Source organism: Streptomyces sp. NPDC058955, assembly GCF_042741435.1.
Lineage (GTDB): Bacteria > Actinomycetota > Actinomycetes > Streptomycetales > Streptomycetaceae > Streptomyces.
In genome coordinates, this window is sequence record NZ_JBHYKM010000003.1 from 101474 (window position 1) to 118140 (window position 16667).

Consider the following 16667-nt stretch of genomic DNA (forward strand, 5'->3'; position numbering starts at 1 on the left):
TGACGCCCCGGCGCGCCGTGCCACGAAGGACCGAAAGGCGCTGCCACCACGCTCTGGGAGTCGAGTGGCGGGGCGTGCGAAGTCGACCCGGTGACCCGGGTCGCCATAGGAAGTGTACGGGACCCCGGGAGCGCCGGGTGACGGTGCTGTCCACAGGCCGCCGTCCGTCCACAGAATTCGGCGCAGCCCGCCGGGCGTCGCGCCGCCCGGGGAGGCTCTCCCCATGCAGCTCACGACCGTCTTCCTCGTCCTCGCCCTGCTCTGGCCGGTGGGACCGCCGGCGCCCGAGATCCTGCGCGGCTGGCGACCGCCGCCGGGGCCGTACGCGCCCGGTCACCGCGGTGTCGACCTCGCCGCGCCGCCGGGGACGCCCGTCGTGGCCCCGGCCGCGGGGACGGTCACCTTCGCCGGTCCGGTGGGCGGCCGCGGGGTCGTCACGCTCACCCTCACGGGGACGGGGACTCCCCCGCTGCGGACCACCTTCTCCCCGGTGACCCCGCTGGCCGAGCGGGGCGCCCGGGTCGCCGCGGGGACCCCGATCGCCGAGGTCGCCGCCGGCGGGCACTGCGCCGCGTCCTGCCTCCACTGGGGGCTGCTGCGCGGCCGGGTCTATCTGGACCCGCTCCTGCTGACGGCCCGGCCCCGGTCCCGTCTGCTGCCGCCGGTCAGGGGCGCGGGCCGGTGACGCCGTGGAGGGCCATCGCGACGGCGGCCTCGGCGATGCGGTCGGGGTCCTCGGCGGCACCGAGCTCGATGCGCCGGACGGCGGCGTCGACGACGCCCTGGAGGAGCATGGCGCCCAGCCGGGGCTCGGTCATGCCGAGGTCGGCGAGGGCGTCGACGACCATGGCGACGAGGCCGCCGTGGGCGGCGCGGATCTTCTCGCGGGCGCCGTCGTCGAGCTCACCGGCGGAGATGGCGACGACGGCGCGGTGGCGGCGGTCGCCGACGAGCTCCAGCTGCTTGCGGACGTAGGCGGCGACCTTGGCCTCGGGGGTGTCGGCGGCGGCCATGGCGAACTCGACCTCGGCGGCCCAGACGGGGAAGTCGACCGCGCACAGTTCCTCGACGACGGCGGCGCGGGAGCGGAAGTACTCGTAGACCGACGAGCGCGCGAGTCCGGTGCGCTCGGCGAGCGCGGGGAAGGTCAGCGCCTCCGTCCCGCCCTCGGACAGCAGGGATCGCGCGGCGTCCAGCAGGGCGCCGCGTTGCATGGTCCGGTGCTCGGCCACGGAGGCCGCTCGAATCCTGGGCACGGCTCCACTGTACGACCGGTGGGGCGGGGTCAGCGCCCGACGTCGGCGAGCTTGGCGCGAAGCTGCAGGACGGACTTGGTGTGGATCTGGCTGACCCGGCTCTCGGTGACGCCGAGGACGTGGCCGATCTCGGCGAGCGTCAGGCCCTCGTAGTAGTAGAGCGTGACGACGGTCTTCTCCCGCTCGGGGAGGGTGTTGATGGCGCGGGCGAGCAGCCGGCGCAGCTCGCGGTCCTCGGCGACCTCGACGGGGTTGTCGGCGGCCGTGTCCTCCAGGGTGTCCATCAGGGAGAGCCGGTCGCCCTCGCCGCCGACGTGCAGCAGCTCTTCGAGCGCGACGACGTTGGCCAGCGACAACTGGCTGAAGACGGCGTGGAGTTCCTCCAGCGGGATGCCGAGCTCGGCGGCGACCTCGCTCTCGCTGGGGGTGCGGCGGAGCTGGGCCTCCAGGGTGGCGTAGGCGCGCTCGACGTTGCGGGCCTTCTGGCGCACGGAGCGGGGGATCCAGTCGAGGGCGCGGAGTTCGTCGATCATCGCGCCGCGGATGCGGGTGATGGCGTAGGTCTCGAACTTGATGGCGCGCTCGACGTCGAACTTCTCGATGGCGTCGATGAGGCCGAACACCCCGGAGGAGACGAAGTCCGCCTGTTCGACGTTGGACGGCAGGCCGACGCTGACGCGTCCGGCGACGTATTTGACGAGGGGCGAGTAGTGCAGGATCAGCTGCTCCCGCAGCCGCTCGTCACCGGTGGCCTTGTACGAGCGCCACAGCTCTTCGAGGGAGGTCGGCGCGGCCGGCCGCACGGTGCCCCGGGCTGCTGGGGGCACCGCAGCGCGGTCAGACCCGGAGGTGTGCTGGGGCATGCGTTGCCTTGAGCCGTTCTGCTGTCGGGTGCGTCGGTCTGGGTGTCCTGTGGGGAATCCTGGTGAGCGTAGCGTGAGTGCGGTGTCGCGGTGAGCGAACGGGAGCGGATCGCGCCGGTCCGGGTGGACGTGGTCGGCCACATCTTCGAACCGGGGCCGTGGCGCGTGTCGGCCCCGGGGGTGCGACCGGGATGACTCGGTTCCTCATCGGCTTCACCATTTCACCCGAATGCGCCAGGTCAAGGACCGCCTCGCCGCGCGTTCGACACCGGCTTGCCGCTGTTCGTCAACCTCCATCCGTCGCCGTCCCGCTCCGCGTGACCGAGCGCGAGGAGTTCGTACAGCCGGGCGAGGGCGTCGTCGGGGGTGGTGCCGGCCCGGCGCGCGATCTCGGTGGCGGGTGCGGGCGGGTGGGCGGGGAGGGCTTCGAGGACCTGGGCGGCGGCGGGGTGGAGCAGGTCGCGGGGCAGGACCGGGCCGCGCCGGGCGGGGGCGAGGTCGCCGATGGCGCCGACCAGTTCGACGATCTCGTCGGCGTCGGTGACGAGGGTGGCGCCGTCGCGGAGGAGTTCGTGGACGCCGGCGGAGAGGGCGCTGGTGACCGGGCCGGGGACGCCCATGGTGTGGCGGCCGAGGCGGGTGGCGGCGCGGGCGGTGACGAGGGATCCGCTGCGGTGCTGGGCCTCGACGACGACGGTGCCGCGGGTGAGGGCGGCGATGACGCGGTTGCGGAGGATGAAGCGGCTGGGGGTGGGGTGGCTGCCGGGTGGGAGTTCGCCGATGAGGATGCCCTGGTGGGCGATGCGGTCGAGGAGCCCGCTGTGGCCGCGCGGGTAGGGGGTGTCGACGCCGCTGGCGAGGACGGCCGCGGTGGCTCCGCCGGCGGCGAGGGCGCCCCGGTGGGCGGCGCCGTCGATGCCGTAGGCGGCGCCGGAGACGACGACCCAGCCGTGCCGGCTGAGGCCGGCGGCGAGGTCGGCGGCGGTGTGGGCGCCGTACGGGGTGCAGGCGCGGGCGCCGACGAGGGCGACGGAGCGCAGGGCCCAGGTGCGCAGGGAGGCGGGGCCGCGGGTCCAGAGGCCGAGGGGGCGGGCGTCGCCGAGGTCGTCGAGCTGGCTGGGCCAGTCGGGGTCGCCGGGGACGAGGAAGCGGCCGCCGAGCCGGGCGATGTGGTCGAGGTCGGCTTCGGGTGCGGTGGTGCGGGCGCGGTGGCGCCAGCCGGCGAGGCGGCGCGGCGCGGTGCCGGGGAGCGGGGCTTCGCGGGGGTCGCGCAGGAGGGTGAGGAGGCCGGTGGCTCCGTGGCCGCGGAGGGCGCGGCCGGCCTGTTCGTCGCCGGGTTCGACGATGCGGGTGAGGGCGGCGCGGGCGAGGCGCTCCGCGTCCCCGGGGTCGTGGGTCATGGCCGGTCTCCGGTGGTGAGGGGGACGCCTCGGGTGATGCCGGTGCGGAGTTCGAGGGCGTGGGCGATGTCGTCGTGGCCGGGGCGGTCGTGTCCGGCGAGGTCGGCGACGGTCCAGGCGACGCGGAGGACGCGGTCGAGGCCGCGGGCGGTGAGGAGTCCTCGCTCGATGTCGCGTTCGGCGTGGGCGAGGGCGCCGGGGGCGGCGAGGTAGCGGGTGCGGAGTTCGTGGCCGGGGATCTCGCTGTTGAGGGTCCAGGGGGTGCCGGTGAGGCGGGCGGTGGCGCGGGCCCGGGCCTCGCGGACGCGGTCGGCGACGGCGGTGGTGGGTTCGCCCCGGCCGCCCTGGCCGAGGAGGTCGCCGCGGGTGACGGGTTCGGCCTCGACGCGGAGGTCGACGCGGTCGAGGAGGGGGCCGGAGAGGCGGGCCTGGTAGCGGCGGATGACGGAGGGCGGGCATTCGCAGCCGGCGCCGTGGAGGGTGTGGCGGCCGCAGGGGCAGGGGTTGGCGGCGAGGGCGAGGAGGAAGCGGGCGGGGAGGCGGACGACTCCGGCGGTGCGGGCGATGACGACGTGCCCGGATTCGAGGGGCTGACGGAGGGCGTCGAGGGATTTCGTGGAGAATTCGGGCGCTTCGTCCAGGAAGAGCACGCCGCGGTGGGCGAGGGAGACGGCGCCGGGCCGGGGGATGCCGTTCCCGCCGCCGACGAGGGACTGCATGGTGGCGGAGTGGTGGGGCGCGCAGTAGGGGGCGCGGCGGACGAGGGGTTCGCCGGGCGGGAGGATGCCGGCGACGGAGTGGACGGCGGTGACTTCGAGGGATTCCTGCCGGGTCAGCGGCGGGAGGATGCCGGGGAGCCGTTCGGCGAGCATGGTCTTCCCGGCGCCGGGTGGCCCGGTGAGGAGGAGGTGGTGGCCGCCGGCGGCGGCGATCTCCAGGGCGCGGCGGGCGGTGTGCTGGCCTGCGACGTCGGCGAGGTCGGGGCCTTCGCCGGGGTCGGGGGCGAGGCCGGTGCCGATGCCGGCGCCGGGGACGAGGAGGCCGGCGAGCATGGCGTCGGGGCGGCCCTGCTCGGCGGGGTCCTCGTCGGGGACGGGTTCGTCGCTCAGGACGGCGATGAGCTGGCGGAGGGTGCGGACGCCGAGGACGGAGACGCCGGGGACGAGGGCCGCCTCTCCGGCGGTCTGTTCGGGGACGACGACCTGGTGGTAGCCGGCGTCGGCGGCGGCGAGGACGGCCGGGAGGATGCCGCGGACGGGCCGGACGCGGCCGTCGAGGCCGAGTTCGCCGATGAGGACGAGGTCGGCGATGGAGCGCGGGTCGATCCGCTCGGCCGCGCCGAGTACGGCGACGGCGACGGCGAGGTCGAATCCGGATCCGGCCTTGGGCACGGACGCGGGGCTGAGGCCGACGGTGAGCTTCTTCTGGGGCCATTCGGCGCCGGAGTTGACGACGGAGGCGCGGACGCGGTCGCGGCTCTCGCTGAGGCTCTTGTCGGGGAGGCCGACGAGGGTGAAGGCGGCGACGCCCGGTTCGAGGTCGGCCTGGACCTCGACGACGACGCCTTCGACGCCGACGAGGGCGACGGAGCAGGTGCGGGCGAACCCCATCAGGCCACCCCCCGGGCGTGGGTGAGGACGGGGGCGCCGCGGCGGGGCAGGACGATGCCGACGAGGTCGATGCGGACGCCGCCGGCGGGTGGCGCGGTGCCGGTGCGGTCGAGCCAGCAGTGGGCGAGGTGCCGGAGCCGGGCGGCCTTCTCGGCGGTGACGGCGGCCATGGGGTGCTCGAAGCGGCCGATGCGCCGGGTCTTGACCTCGCAGATGACGAGGGTGTCGCCGTGCAGGGCGACGATGTCGATCTCTCCGGTGCGGCCGCAGCGCCAGTTGCGGGCCAGGATGTGCAGGCCGGCGCGGGTGAGCCGGCGGGCCGCCAGCTCTTCTCCGTACCGTCCGAGTGCTCGGGTCGCGTTCATGGGACCACCTCCGTCACCGACTGTGACGGAGGTGGTCCCCTGTGTGTGCGGGGCTGTGGACGAGTGCGCGGTCGCGGAGGATCGCGTCACTCACACGGGTGAGTGGAGCGGGGGTCAGCTGCCGGGCAGTTCGAGGTCGCTCTTGTTGAGCTCCTCGATGTTGACGTCCTTGAAGGTGAGGACGCGGACCTGCTTGACGAACCGGGCCGGTCGGTACATGTCCCAGACCCAGGCGTCGGCCATGCTGACTTCGAAGAAGACCTCGCCCTGGACCGAGTGCACCTGCATCTCGTAGTCGTTGGTGAGGTAGAAGCGCCGCTCGGTCTCGATCACGTATTTGAACAGCCCGACGACGTCGCGGTACTCCCGGTAGAGCTTCAGCTCCATCTCGGTCTCGTACTTCTCGAGGTCCTCGGCGCTCATGGCATGTTCCCCTTCAGCCGTGCGTCCCCCTATTGTGCGCCAGTCGCGGGCGCCCCTTGGACGATTTCCGGGGCGAGTACGACGGGCGTGCTCGGGGGTCCCTCGTCGAGCAGCGTGCGCAGCAGCTCGGCGAGCCTGATGGGGTACACGGTCTCATGGGCCGCCGACAGTTCGGCGGAGGTCCACCATCTCTGGCCGGAGAGGCTGCGGGTCTCCAGCTCGGTGAGGGCCTGCGGGCCGGGTACGGGGCCGGTGTGGCGGGTGCGGGCGAGGTAGTACCACTCGTCCTGGTCCCAGCGGCGGCCGGCGAAGGGGAAGGAGCAGCGGCGCCGCCAGAGGACGGGGCCGAGTTCGACGTCGGTGAGGCCGGTCTCCTCGGCGAGTTCGCGGAGTGCGGCCTGTTCGCGGGTCTCGTCGCCCTCCAGGCCGCCGCCGGGGGTGAACCACCAACTGTCGGTGGGGTCCTCGGGCTCGTGGCCGTGCAGGAGCAGGACCCGGTCGTCGGGGTCGAGCAGGATGACCCGGGCGACCTGGCGCACCTCTGTCCCGTCGGTCATGCCTTCACCTTCTCGCGCGTGGGCCGCGTCCGCGTCCGCAGGCGCGCGGCGAGGGGTCCGTACGCCGCTCCGCCGAGGATGAGGACGGCGCCGGCCGCGAGGGCGGTGAGGAGGAGCGGGAGCGGGCCGGGGGTGGAGACGCCGCCGGGGAGGGCGGCGAAGCCGGCGGGGCGTTCCATGAGGTCGCCGGGGAGGGGCCAGGCGACGGCGTCGACGCGGGCGACGACGGTGGAGCGGGGTACCGAGCCCTGCGCCGCGTCCTCCAGGTGGGTACGGGAGTCGAGCGAGGAGCCGCGGTCGTCGCCGAGGAGGAAGAGGCTGTCCGCGGGGACGGTGGCGGTGAAGTCCTCGCCGGAGGCGCGGACGGTGCCGTCGGGTCCGGGCCGCAGATACGGTTCCTCGACGGGGGTGCCGTTGACCGTGAGCCGGCCGTGGTCGCCGCAGCAGGCGACGGTGTCGCCGCCGACCGCGACGACCCGCTTGACCATGGTCGAGCCGCCCCACAGCGGGTCCTCGAAGACCACGATGTCGCCGCGCCGGACCTCGTCGCCGTCGATGCGCTGGGCGAGGAGCTTGGAGCCCGCCTCGAAGGTGGGGGCCATGGAGCCGGTGGGCACGGTGTACGGCCGGTAGAGCAGTGCCCCGCCGGCGAAGCCGCCGAGGAAGAGCAGACAGCCGACGGCCACGGCCAGTCCCGACAGCACGCTGCCGAGCCGGCCGTGGCCGTCGCTCTTCTTGCCTGTTCCGCTCATGCGCACCCCAGAGGTCGGTCGACGATCTGGGACGGCACCCTACCCGCGGGAAGCTACTCGGCGGTATGCCGCGTGGTCCGCTTCTTCCGCCGCCACAGCACGAGCGGGAGCGCCGCCGCGAAGCCGACGGCCGCCGTCGCCGGGGTCGCCGCCGCCACGGGGAGCGCCGCCGCGGCCGGGTTCAGGCCGGGCTGGTCGAAGACGTCCGGGACGGGCAGCGTCGCCCAGCGGGTGACGGGCCAGGCGACGACCACGGCGCGGCCGACGACCTGGTCGTTGGCGATGGTGCCGCCGCCGGGCAGCTCCTGGTGGAAGCGGGAGTCGAGCGAGTTCTGCCGGTTGTCGCCCATGACCCAGATCCGGTCCTGGGGGACCTTGATCGGGCCGAAGGAGTCCTGGCAGGGGACGGAGCCCGGGTAGAGGTAGGCGGACTCGTCGAGCTCCTTGCCGTTGAGGACGACCTTGCCGCCCTCCTTGCAGGAGACGGTGTCGCCGCCGACCGCGATGACCCGCTTGATGAGGTCCTTCTCCTCGGCGGACGGCATGAGGCCGATGAAGCTGAGGAACTTCTGGACCGCGTTGGGCTTGGGCGTCTCCGCCGTCTCCAGCCAGCCGCCCGGGTCGTGGAAGACGACGACCTCGCCGCGCTCGGGCTCGGAGCCGAACCAGGGGGTCAGCTTGTCGACGAGGACCCGGTCGCCCTTCTTCAGGGTGTTCATCATCGATTCCGACGGAATCGAGAACGCCTGCACCAGGAAGGTCTTGATCAGCAGCGCGAGGATCAGCGCGATGCCGATGAGGAGCGGGAGTTCCTTCCAGAAGGAACGCTGCTTCTTCGGCCGTGCGCCGTTCTCGCCGTTGTCGCCGGTTCCGTCGGTCCCGTCCGACCGGTCGCCGGAGGACGACGTCCCGTCGCCACTGGTGTTCTCTTCCGTCACGTTCTCACCTCTGGCCCCGTCGGCCCTGTCCTCGGGCCCGTCGTGTCCGGAACGTGCGCCGACGGCCACTTCCCCCACATCCACTCCTCACTCGGTGCGGCCGCCCGTCCCGGAACAGGGACAGGCCCGCCACTCCCATAACGAGCAGGAGTTCCGCAGGGGTCGGCGGCCAGGGCATTCCGTTCACGTTCCGCGAGGACACACTATGCGACAGACCGAGCGCGGTCCCGGTGGTCGCACGCGCGTCCGGCACGGCGGCGAAGGTCTCGCGCTCCTCCAGGCGCCGCCAGTGGCCGAACGGCCAGGCGATCACCACGGCACGGCCCACGACCTGCTCCTCGGCGATGGTCCCGTGCCCGGGTTCGTCGAGGTGGTAGCGGGAGTCGGCGGAGTCGGAGCGGTGGTCGCCGAGCACGAAGATCCGGCCTTCGGGGACCTTCACCTCGAAGGGGATCGTGGACGGCTTGTCGCCCGGGTTGAGGTACGGCTCGTCCAGCGGCACGCCGTTGACGGTGATCCGGCCGTCCTTGCCGCAGCAGCGGACGGTGTCGCCGCCGACCGCGACGACCCGCTTGATGAGGTCCCGCTCGTCGGCGGAGGGCATCAGGCCGATGAAGGTCAGCGCCTGCTTGACCTGCTTGATCCCGATGGGGTCCTCGGCGGCCGGGGCGACCTCCTGGTGGAGCCAGTCGCCGGGGTCCTCGAAGACGACGACGTCGCCGCGCTGCGGCTTCGAGCCGAACCACGGCGTGAGCTTGTCGACGAGCACCCGGTCGTCGATCCGGATCGTCTGCTCCATGGAGCCGGACGGGATGACGAACGCCTGCACGAGGAAGGTCTTGAGGACGAGCGCGATCAGCACCGCGACGCCGACCAGGATGGGGATCTCGCGGAGCGCGGAGCGCTGCCGGCGCCGCTTGACCTTGCGGGCCAGCCTGCGCCGCTCGGCGCGGCCGGGCGGTGCCTGCGTCCCGCCCGGTGCGGAGCCGGCCCGGCGGCCGCGGCTACCCATGTCCGCTCCCCCGCGGCCCGACGGCGTGCCCGCCGGCCGGCGGCGCCGGTACGGAGTCGTACGCGTCGGTCTCGGTGACGGTGGTCCAGCGGGCCACCGGCCAGACGATCCAGTCGGCGCGGCCGACGACCTTGTCGACCGGGACCATGCCGCCGCCGGGGCTGCCGAGGTGGTCGCGGGAGTCGCTGGACTGGCTGCGGTGGTCGCCCATCACCCAGAGGGTGCCCGGCGGGACGACGATGTCGAAGGGCACGTCGGAGGGCCGGTCGCCGGGGGTGAGGTACGGCTCCTGGACGCGGACGCCGTTGACGGTGATCCGGCCCTTCGCGTCGCAGCAGACGACCCGGTCGCCGCCGACGCCGACGACCCGCTTCACGAAGTCGGTCTCGTCGGGGGCGGCGAGCCCGAGGGCGGCCGCGGCGTCGTGCATCAGGCCGGTGACCGGATTGCCCGACCGCTCCTCCTGGACGAAGGATCCGGTGCCGTCGAAGACCACGACGTCACCGCGGCGCGGCTCGCTGCCGAAACGGTACGCCAGCTTGTTGACGAGGATCCGGTCCCCGACCTGGAGGGTGGGCTCCATGGAGCCGCTGGGGATCAGGAAGGGCTGGGCCACGAAGTGGCTGAGGAGCAGCAGGAAGACCACGCAGGCGGCGCCGACGAGGCCGGTCCTGCGCCAGGAGGGGCCGCGCCCGGCGGCCCCGTCGTCGGGCCCCTCGTCGTCGGCGCCCTCGTCGGCGCCGTCGTCCGGGGTCTCGGGTCCGCCGGAGGGCGCCCCGGAAACGCGCACGGAGCGCGACCCGTCGTCCGTGGCGGGATCCGGTTGGGGATCCGCCGGGGAAGAGGGGTCGCGCTCCGTGTGCTGTGCTTCGGTGTCCATCGGGGGGTGAGCCTATCCGGCCCGCCTGTACGAGGAGCGTGAAGCGTCGCGCGAGCGGTGAGCCGGAGCTCAGTTGTCGCGCTTCTCCTTGATCTTGGCAGCCTTGCCGCGCAGCTCACGGAGGTAGTAGAGCTTGGCGCGACGGACGTCACCGCGGGTGACGAGCTCGATCTTCTCGAAGATCGGGCTGTTCACCGGGAAGGTGCGCTCGACGCCGACGGAGAACGAGACCTTGCGGACGGTGAAGGTCTCGGAGACGCCGGAGCCCTGGCGGCGGATGACGACGCCCTTGAACTGCTGGATACGGGAGCGGTTGCCCTCGATGACGCGCACGTGGACGTTCACGGTGTCGCCGGGACGGAAGGCGGGCAGGTCGGAGCGGAGCGAAGCCGCGTTCACCTGGTCGAGCAGGGAGGCCATGGAGGTCTCTTTCCTCGCCGATGCCACAGGTCATCAGCGGTGACGTACGAATCGATGGAGACGCCGTCCGGTCGATGGCGGGCGGCTCCCCCTGTGGCAGGGGCGCGCGCCGGACGGACGGCAGTCGCCTATTCTTCCACGCCCTCGACCCTGCGCCAAAATCGGCCGCCGGGCTCGGGGGCCCAGCCGAGGATCGAGAGGGTCTCGCGGTCCTTCTTGTCGAAGGCGGCGGGGTCGCAGCGCTCGATGAGGTCCGGCCGGTTGGCGGCGGTGCGGCGGAACGCCTCGTCGCGGCGCCAGCGGGCGATCCTGCCGTGGTGGCCGCTGAGCAGCACCTCGGGGATCTCGCGGCCGCGCCACTCGGGGGGCTTGGTGTAGACGGGGCCTTCGAGGAGGTTCGCCATGGCGCCGGGGGCGAAGGAGTCGTCGCGGTGCGACTCGGCGTTGCCGAGGACGCCGGGGAGGAGACGGGCGACGGCCTCGGTGATCACCAGGACGGCGGCCTCGCCGCCGGCGAGCACGTAGTCGCCGATGGAGACCTCGTAGACCGGCATGCGGGTGGCGTACTCGTCCATGACCCGGCGGTCGATGCCCTCGTAGCGGGCGGGGGTGAAGATCAGCCAGGGCCGCTCGGAGAGCTCGACGGCGAGTTCCTGGGTGAAGGGGCGGCCGCTGGGGGTCGGGACGACGAGGACGGGGCCGTGGGCTCCGGTCTCGTAGCCGTCCGCGAGGGTCTGGTCGAGGGCGTCGCCCCAGGGCTCGGTCTTCATGACCATGCCGGGGCCGCCGCCGTAGGGGGTGTCGTCGACGGTGTTGTGCCGGTCGTACGTCCACCGGCGCAGGTCGTGGACGTGGACGTCGAGCTGTCCCCGCGCGCGTGCCTTGCCGACGAGTGAGACGTTCAGCGGTTCGAGGTACTCGGGGAAGATCGTGACGACGTCGAGCCTCATGCCTGGTCGTCCTCTTCGGCGTCGCGGGCGGAGGCGATCTCGGCGCGGTCGTCGATCAGGCCGGGCGGCGGGGTGATGACGGCCCGCTGGTTCTCCAGGTCGATCTCGGTGACGATCTGCTCGACGAAGGGGATCATCAGCTCGGTGCCGTCGGGGCGCTCCACGATGAACAGGTCCTGCGAGGGCAGGTGGGAGATCTCGGTGATCACGCCGACCTCGGTGCCGTCGGCCAGGACCACGTCGAGGTCGACGAGCTGGTGGTCGTAGTACTCGTCCTCCTCCTCGGGCAGTTCCGCGGGGTCGACCTCGGCGATGAGGAGGGTGTTGCGGAGGGCCTCGGCGGCGTTGCGGTCGTGGACGCCCTCGAAGCGGAGCAGCAGCCGGCCGCTGTGCACCTTGCCGGACTCGACGGTCAGCGGACCGGCGGAGGGCGGGTCGGTGAGCAGGACGGCGCCGGGGCCGAGCCGCAGCTCGGGCTCGTCGGTGCGCACCTCCACGGTGACGTCGCCCCTGATCCCGTGGGCGCGGCCGATCCGCGCGACTACCAACTGCACTGGTGAACTCTTCCTGTCGTACGGCAACGGGCCGGGGTGGGCGGTCTGCCCTCCCCGGCCCGTGCCGGTGTCAAACTTTCAGCGGACCTGGTCCACGTCGACGAGGTCGACGCGGATGCCACGACCGCCGATGGCGCCCACGACGGTGCGCAGCGCACGCGCGGTGCGGCCGTTGCGGCCGATCACCTTGCCGAGGTCGTCGGGGTGGACCCGGACCTCGAGTACGCGGCCGCGGCGCAGGTTGCGCGAGGCGACCTGCACGTCGTCGGGGTTGTCGACGATGCCCTTCACGAGGTGCTCGAGAGCCTCCTCGAGCATGATCAGGCCTCGGTGGTGGACTCGGCCTCGGCCTCGTCCGCCTTCGCCTTCTTGGCCTTCGGGGTGATGGCCTCACCCTTGTCCTCGGCACCCTCGAGCGCCTTGGCGAACTCGTCGAAGGAAGCGCGCTTCTCTTCCTTGGTCGCCGGGGCGAGCAGCGGCTTCTCCGGGGCGGGGAGGCCCTTGTGCTTCTGCCAGTCGCCGGTGAGCTTCAGGATGGCGAGGACGGGCTCGGTCGGCTGGGCGCCGACGGAGAGCCAGTACTGCGCACGCTCGGAGTCGACCTCGATACGCGACGGGTTGTACGTCGGGTGGTAGAGGCCGATCTCCTCGATCGCGCGGCCGTCACGGCGGGTGCGCGAGTCGGCGACGACGATGCGGTAGTGCGGCTGGCGAATCTTGCCGAGGCGCTTGAGCTTGATCTTGACTGCCACTGGAGTGGTGTCTCCTGGTCTTGACGTGGTTGGGCACTTGAGATGCCACGTGGGGTTGCGGTACTCGGGTGCCCGATGGACGCGTCAGCCGGAGGAGAGAGGGGTCCTGTGCGACTGTCGAGTACAGCTGACCATTGTGCCACACGCCGCCAGGTCAGCCGGCGGCGCCCACCGTCTCCGGGATCCGGAAGGGCTTTCCGCAGCCGCCGCAGACGATCGGGGCCTGGGCGAGCACCGAGGGCACCACGCGCACGTTGCGCCCGCAGTCGCAGACGGCCTTGACGCGGACGCCGCCGCCCGAGGAGCCGTGCCGGGCGGCCGGTCCGCGGAAGGAGCGCTTGGTGTCGGCGGCCGTGGCGACGGTGTGGGCCTTGAGGGCGCGCTGGAGCCGCTCGATGGTGGGCCGGTACCGCCGTTTCGCCTCGGGGTTGAGCGTGACCAGGGAGAAGCCGCTGCTGGCGTGCGGCTCCTCGGGATGGTCGAGGCCCATCTCCTCGGCGATCGCGAGGAATCTGCGGTTGTGGTAGCGGCCGGCGCGGGAGGTGTCGCGGACACCCCGGGCGGCGGCGATGCCGTGGACTGCCTCGTGGAGCAGTCGCTCGAAGGAGAGCTCGGCGCCGCAGGCGGACGAGGACTCTCCGATCAGGGACTCGGGCGCGGCGAGGTCCGGCAGCTCGGGGTGGTGCCGCTGAATGTCGGCCCACGCCTGCGCCAGCTCTGCGGCGAGGACAGGTGGTGTCGTGCTCACGTCGGGTACAACGAGCCGGATCCCCTCCGGGTTCCATTCCGGGGCAACTCAAATATTTTGCACGTACCCGTCAGTCGGTAGCGAGGCGTCCACAGCTGGTGCACAGCGGCGCATACGCCCCGGCGCGCGGTGTCGTCACGCGCGCCGGAGCGGTGTGGGAGGGGACACTACCGGGCCGGTGCCCGAGTTCGGGCACCGGCCCCCCTCCCCCGTCGGCACCACCCGGGGGGTGTGGCCCGAACTCGACCCCGGTCGTCCGTCCCGAGCACTGGACGCCGGACGCGAAGCGCAGTTCCCTGACTACGGGGGGCTGTCGTCCGGCACGGAATGGGGCCTGATCCATGACACCTACGCTCGTCCCGCACCACCCCGCGCGCGACTGGGCCGAGATCCAGGAGCGGATGCTCGTCCCGCTCTACGAGGCGGTCCACGAACGCCTCGGCGTGGGGCCGGGCACCCGGCTGCTGGGGCTGGACTGCGGCACCGGCCTCGCGCTGCTGATGGCCGCCGCCCGGGGCGCCTCGGCCGCCGGGGCGGAGGCGGACCACGCGCGCGTGGAGCTGGCCAGAACGCGCCTCCCCGACTCCGTCATGATCACCCCCGACGTACCGGAGGACGGCCCGTACGACGTGATCACCGCCTTCCACGCGGCGGACCGCACCGCCTTCGGCCCGGTCGACCTCACCCGGGCGGCCCAACCGGGCACCGCGGTCGTGCTGGCCGGCTGGGGGCCGCCGGAGCGGTGTGCGACGGAGCCGCTGCTGCGGCTCGCGGACCGGCTCGCGGACCGGCGCCCCTCCCCCCGCGCCGACCTGGCCGCGCTCGCCGCACGGGCCGGGCTGCGGCCGGTCGGCGACGGCCGGGTCGCCTGCCCGTTCGGGTACGCGGACGAGACCAGCGCGGTGCGCGGCCTGCTGTCCACCGGCGTCTTCGACGCGGCGGTGCGGGCCGGCGACCCGGCGCAGGTGGAGAAGGAGATCGAGGAGGCGCTGGCCCCGTACCGGCGCGCGGACGGCACGGTGTGGATGCCGAACGTCTTCCGCTACGTGGTCGCGCGCGTGCCGTAGCCGGTACGCCTCAGGCGGGCGTCTCCGGCCTGGGGCCGACGCCCGGCTCGGGGGCGTTCGGGTCGGGGCGCTCGATGCCGGCCGCCCGGTAGGCCGCGTCCTCCTCCAGCGTCTCGTTGGCGAGGAGGGCGGCGCTCAGGGCGTCCAGCCGGTCGCGGTGCTCGCGCAGGAGCCGTACGGCGTCCTCGTAGCACTCGTCGACGATCCGGCGCATCTCGGCGTCGACGGTGTCGAGGGTCGAGGGGGCGGCGGAGAGCCCGTACGCCTGCTGGGCGTCGCTCGGGATGGCGGTCAGCCGGCCGACGGTCGCGCTCATCCCCCAGCGGCCGACCATGCCCCGGGCGATGTTGGTGACCTGTTCCAGGTCGCTCTCGGCGCCGGTGGTGATGACGCCGAAGACGACCTGCTCGGCCGCCATGCCGCCGAGGGCGCCGATGATCCGGCCGCGCAGGTACTCCTCGGTGTAGGCGTACTTGTCGGCGTCGGGGGTGGAGAGGGTGACGCCGAGGGCGCGGCCGCGCGGCACGATGGTGATCTTGCGGACGGGGTCGGCGCCGGGTTGGAGCATGCCGAGCAGGGCGTGGCCGCTCTCGTGGTAGGCGGTGCGGCGGCGCTCCTCCTCGGGCATGACGAGGGGGCGTTCGGCGCCGAGCTGGACCTTCTCCAGGGCGTCGGAGAGGTCCGACTGGGTGACGGACGTCTGCTCGCGCTTGACCGCGAGGAGGGCGGCCTCGTTGGCGAGGTTGGCGAGTTCGGCGCCGGTCATGCCGGGGGTGGTGCGGGCGACCTGCTCCAGGTCGACGTCCTTGGCGAGCGGGATCTGCCGGGTGTGGATCTTCAGGATGGCCTCGCGGCCGCCGCGGTCGGGCGGGTTGACGTGGACGATCCGGTCGAAGCGGCCGGGGCGGGTGAGGGCGGGGTCGAGGACGTCGGCCCGGTTGGTGGCGGCGAGCACGATGACGCCCTCGGAGCCGGTGAAGCCGTCCATCTCGGTGAGGATCTGGTTGAGCGTCTGCTCCCGCTCGTCGTGGCCGCCCATGCCGGAGCCGCCGCCGCGGGCCCGGCCGATGGTGTCGATCTCGTCGATGAAGATGATCGCGGGGGCGACCTTGCGGGCCTCGGCGAAGAGCTCGCGGACCCGGGAGGCGCCGACGCCGACGATCATCTCGATGAACTCGGAGGCGGAGGCGGAGAAGAACGGCACCCCGGCCTCGCCGGCGACGGCCCGCGCGAGGAGGGTCTTGCCGGTGCCGGGCGGGCCGGCGAGGAGGACGCCGCGGGGCATCTTGGCGCCCATCTCGCGGTAGGCCTGCGGGTTCTTGAGGAAGTCGACGACGTCGTTGAGCTCGCCCTCCACCTCGTCGATGCCGGCCACGTCGGCGAAGGTGGTGCGCTTGCCGCCCTCCAGCTCGACCGGTTTCGGCGGCTGCTTGCGGCCGAGCATGCCGCCGGCGCCGCCCATGCCGGCGCTCATCCGGCGGGCGATGAAGACCCAGAGGAGGACCAGCAGCAGCATCGGGGCGAGGGAGAGGAGGAGATTGGCGAGGAACGAACGTTCCTGCACGACGGGCTCGGCGGTGACGGTGACCTTCTGCTGAGTCAGCTGCGCCCACAGGTCGTCGTCGGCGAAGGCCGGCCGCTGGGTCTGGAACTTGGTGTAGTCGCCCTTCCCGTCGGGCACCGGCTGCTTGTCCTTCAGCTGGCCCTGGATGGCGTCGCCCTTGGAGTAGATCTTGGTGACGTTCCCGGCGGTGACCTGCTTGCTGAACTCGGTGTACGAGATCGTCGGCCCGTCGCCCTCGTTGAAGAAGGACAGCACCAGGTTGGCGATCAGATAGACGGCGAGCGCGGTGAGGACGAGGCTGCCCCAGCCTCCGGGCATCTTCCTCTTCGGCGGCGGGGGCGGCGGCGCCCCTTCCGAGCGCCAGGGCTGGTCGGTCCGGTCGCGCGGGGGTACGGGGTTGGCCACGTCGCTCTCCTCGGGGCGGCAGTGGCCCCAGTATCGAAGATCACGACAGAAGGGGCATTCCGGGTGGACCGGGCGGACGAAGAAGGGCCCCGGGGGGGGTGGGTGGGTGGCAAACACCCCCCGCCCCGCCCGCCCCCGGGGGGGGGACCCC

20 protein-coding genes are annotated in these 16667 nt (G+C 73.1%); 2 read left to right on the forward strand and 18 right to left on the reverse strand.

The annotated features are described in order from the left end of the window. The first annotated feature begins 223 nt into the window (after positions 1 to 223). Positions 224 to 685: a peptidoglycan DD-metalloendopeptidase family protein gene (locus tag ACFW1I_RS02420; RefSeq protein WP_384665319.1), complete on the forward strand. Its 462-nt coding sequence runs from the start codon at positions 224 to 226 to the stop codon at positions 683 to 685. On the opposite strand, the gene ACFW1I_RS02425 is transcribed toward ACFW1I_RS02420, so the two are convergent. The 17 genes from ACFW1I_RS02425 to ACFW1I_RS02505 all read right to left on the reverse strand — a co-directional run bounded on the left by ACFW1I_RS02425 (position 666) and on the right by ACFW1I_RS02505 (position 13480). Continuing rightward, positions 666 to 1232, reverse strand: a complete 567-nt coding sequence (locus ACFW1I_RS02425; RefSeq protein WP_384665434.1) for a TetR/AcrR family transcriptional regulator — start codon at positions 1230 to 1232, stop codon at positions 666 to 668. The two genes, ACFW1I_RS02420 and ACFW1I_RS02425, sit on opposite strands and share 20 nt — an antisense overlap. Positions 1233 to 1285: 53 nt before the next feature. Continuing rightward, positions 1286 to 2119 (reverse strand): RNA polymerase sigma factor WhiG, encoded by an 834-nt coding sequence (gene whiG, locus ACFW1I_RS02430; RefSeq protein ID WP_031008644.1) that lies wholly within the window; start codon positions 2117 to 2119, stop codon positions 1286 to 1288. Between the two features lie 239 nt (positions 2120 to 2358). Then, positions 2359 to 3519: a DNA-processing protein DprA gene (gene dprA, locus ACFW1I_RS02435; RefSeq protein ID WP_384665321.1), complete on the reverse strand. Its 1161-nt coding sequence runs from the start codon at positions 3517 to 3519 to the stop codon at positions 2359 to 2361. Then, the gene (locus ACFW1I_RS02440) at positions 3516 to 5129 is read right to left on the reverse strand and encodes a YifB family Mg chelatase-like AAA ATPase (protein ID WP_384665323.1); all 1614 of its coding nucleotides are present in this window, start codon (positions 5127 to 5129) and stop codon (positions 3516 to 3518) included. Before ACFW1I_RS02440 ends, dprA begins: the two co-directional genes overlap by 4 nt. After that, positions 5129 to 5494, reverse strand: coding sequence for a YraN family protein (locus ACFW1I_RS02445; RefSeq protein ID WP_384665325.1), 366 nt, complete (start codon positions 5492 to 5494; stop codon positions 5129 to 5131). The genes ACFW1I_RS02440 and ACFW1I_RS02445 overlap by 1 nt, the downstream gene beginning before the upstream one ends. Before the next feature lie 114 nt (positions 5495 to 5608). Beyond that, positions 5609 to 5917 carry a DUF2469 domain-containing protein gene (locus ACFW1I_RS02450; RefSeq protein ID WP_005311352.1) on the reverse strand — a complete coding sequence of 103 codons (309 nt, stop codon included), beginning with the start codon at positions 5915 to 5917 and terminating at the stop codon, positions 5609 to 5611. A 29-nt stretch (positions 5918 to 5946) separates the two neighbouring features. Beyond that, complete coding sequence (locus tag ACFW1I_RS02455; protein WP_384665327.1) at positions 5947 to 6474, reverse strand: NUDIX hydrolase; 528 nt, start codon at positions 6472 to 6474, stop codon at positions 5947 to 5949. Continuing rightward, positions 6471 to 7226, reverse strand: a complete 756-nt coding sequence (gene lepB / locus ACFW1I_RS02460; protein WP_384665329.1) for a signal peptidase I — start codon at positions 7224 to 7226, stop codon at positions 6471 to 6473. Before lepB (ACFW1I_RS02460) ends, ACFW1I_RS02455 begins: the two co-directional genes overlap by 4 nt. 53 nt (positions 7227 to 7279) lie before the next feature. Continuing rightward, the gene (lepB, locus tag ACFW1I_RS02465) at positions 7280 to 8233 is read right to left on the reverse strand and encodes a signal peptidase I (RefSeq protein WP_384665330.1); all 954 of its coding nucleotides are present in this window, start codon (positions 8231 to 8233) and stop codon (positions 7280 to 7282) included. Beyond that, positions 8169 to 9176, reverse strand: a complete 1008-nt coding sequence (gene lepB / locus ACFW1I_RS02470; RefSeq protein ID WP_384665332.1) for a signal peptidase I — start codon at positions 9174 to 9176, stop codon at positions 8169 to 8171. Before lepB (ACFW1I_RS02470) ends, lepB (ACFW1I_RS02465) begins: the two co-directional genes overlap by 65 nt. Next, entirely contained in the window at positions 9169 to 10056 is an 888-nt protein-coding gene (gene lepB, locus ACFW1I_RS02475) for a signal peptidase I (protein ID WP_384665334.1), read from the reverse strand. The genes lepB (ACFW1I_RS02470) and lepB (ACFW1I_RS02475) overlap by 8 nt, the downstream gene beginning before the upstream one ends. 69 nt (positions 10057 to 10125) lie before the next feature. Next, positions 10126 to 10476: a 50S ribosomal protein L19 gene (rplS, locus tag ACFW1I_RS02480; protein ID WP_030496989.1), complete on the reverse strand. Its 351-nt coding sequence runs from the start codon at positions 10474 to 10476 to the stop codon at positions 10126 to 10128. A gap of 128 nt (positions 10477 to 10604) precedes the next feature. Further along, the gene (gene trmD, locus ACFW1I_RS02485) at positions 10605 to 11426 is read right to left on the reverse strand and encodes a tRNA (guanosine(37)-N1)-methyltransferase TrmD (protein ID WP_384665336.1); all 822 of its coding nucleotides are present in this window, start codon (positions 11424 to 11426) and stop codon (positions 10605 to 10607) included. Further along, entirely contained in the window at positions 11423 to 11980 is a 558-nt protein-coding gene (rimM, locus tag ACFW1I_RS02490; protein WP_384665337.1) for a ribosome maturation factor RimM, read from the reverse strand. The genes trmD and rimM overlap by 4 nt, the downstream gene beginning before the upstream one ends. A gap of 78 nt (positions 11981 to 12058) precedes the next feature. Next, positions 12059 to 12298, reverse strand: a complete 240-nt coding sequence (locus tag ACFW1I_RS02495) for an RNA-binding protein (protein ID WP_005311361.1) — start codon at positions 12296 to 12298, stop codon at positions 12059 to 12061. A gap of 2 nt (positions 12299 to 12300) precedes the next feature. Beyond that, positions 12301 to 12732 carry a 30S ribosomal protein S16 gene (rpsP, locus tag ACFW1I_RS02500; protein WP_030496986.1) on the reverse strand — a complete coding sequence of 144 codons (432 nt, stop codon included), beginning with the start codon at positions 12730 to 12732 and terminating at the stop codon, positions 12301 to 12303. 154 nt (positions 12733 to 12886) lie between these two features. Further along, positions 12887 to 13480, reverse strand: a complete 594-nt coding sequence (locus tag ACFW1I_RS02505; protein WP_031013958.1) for a hypothetical protein — start codon at positions 13478 to 13480, stop codon at positions 12887 to 12889. A gap of 341 nt (positions 13481 to 13821) precedes the next feature. Here ACFW1I_RS02505 and ACFW1I_RS02510 point away from each other — a divergent pair, with 341 nt between their 5' ends. Then, positions 13822 to 14547: a methyltransferase type 11 gene (locus ACFW1I_RS02510; RefSeq protein WP_384665340.1), complete on the forward strand. Its 726-nt coding sequence runs from the start codon at positions 13822 to 13824 to the stop codon at positions 14545 to 14547. A 10-nt stretch (positions 14548 to 14557) separates the two neighbouring features. Here ACFW1I_RS02510 and ftsH read toward each other — a convergent pair whose 3' ends face one another. Further along, a complete protein-coding gene (ftsH, locus tag ACFW1I_RS02515; protein WP_384665341.1) occupies positions 14558 to 16516 on the reverse strand; it encodes an ATP-dependent zinc metalloprotease FtsH in 1959 nt (652 codons plus the stop codon). Between the last annotated feature and the right edge of the window lie 151 nt (positions 16517 to 16667).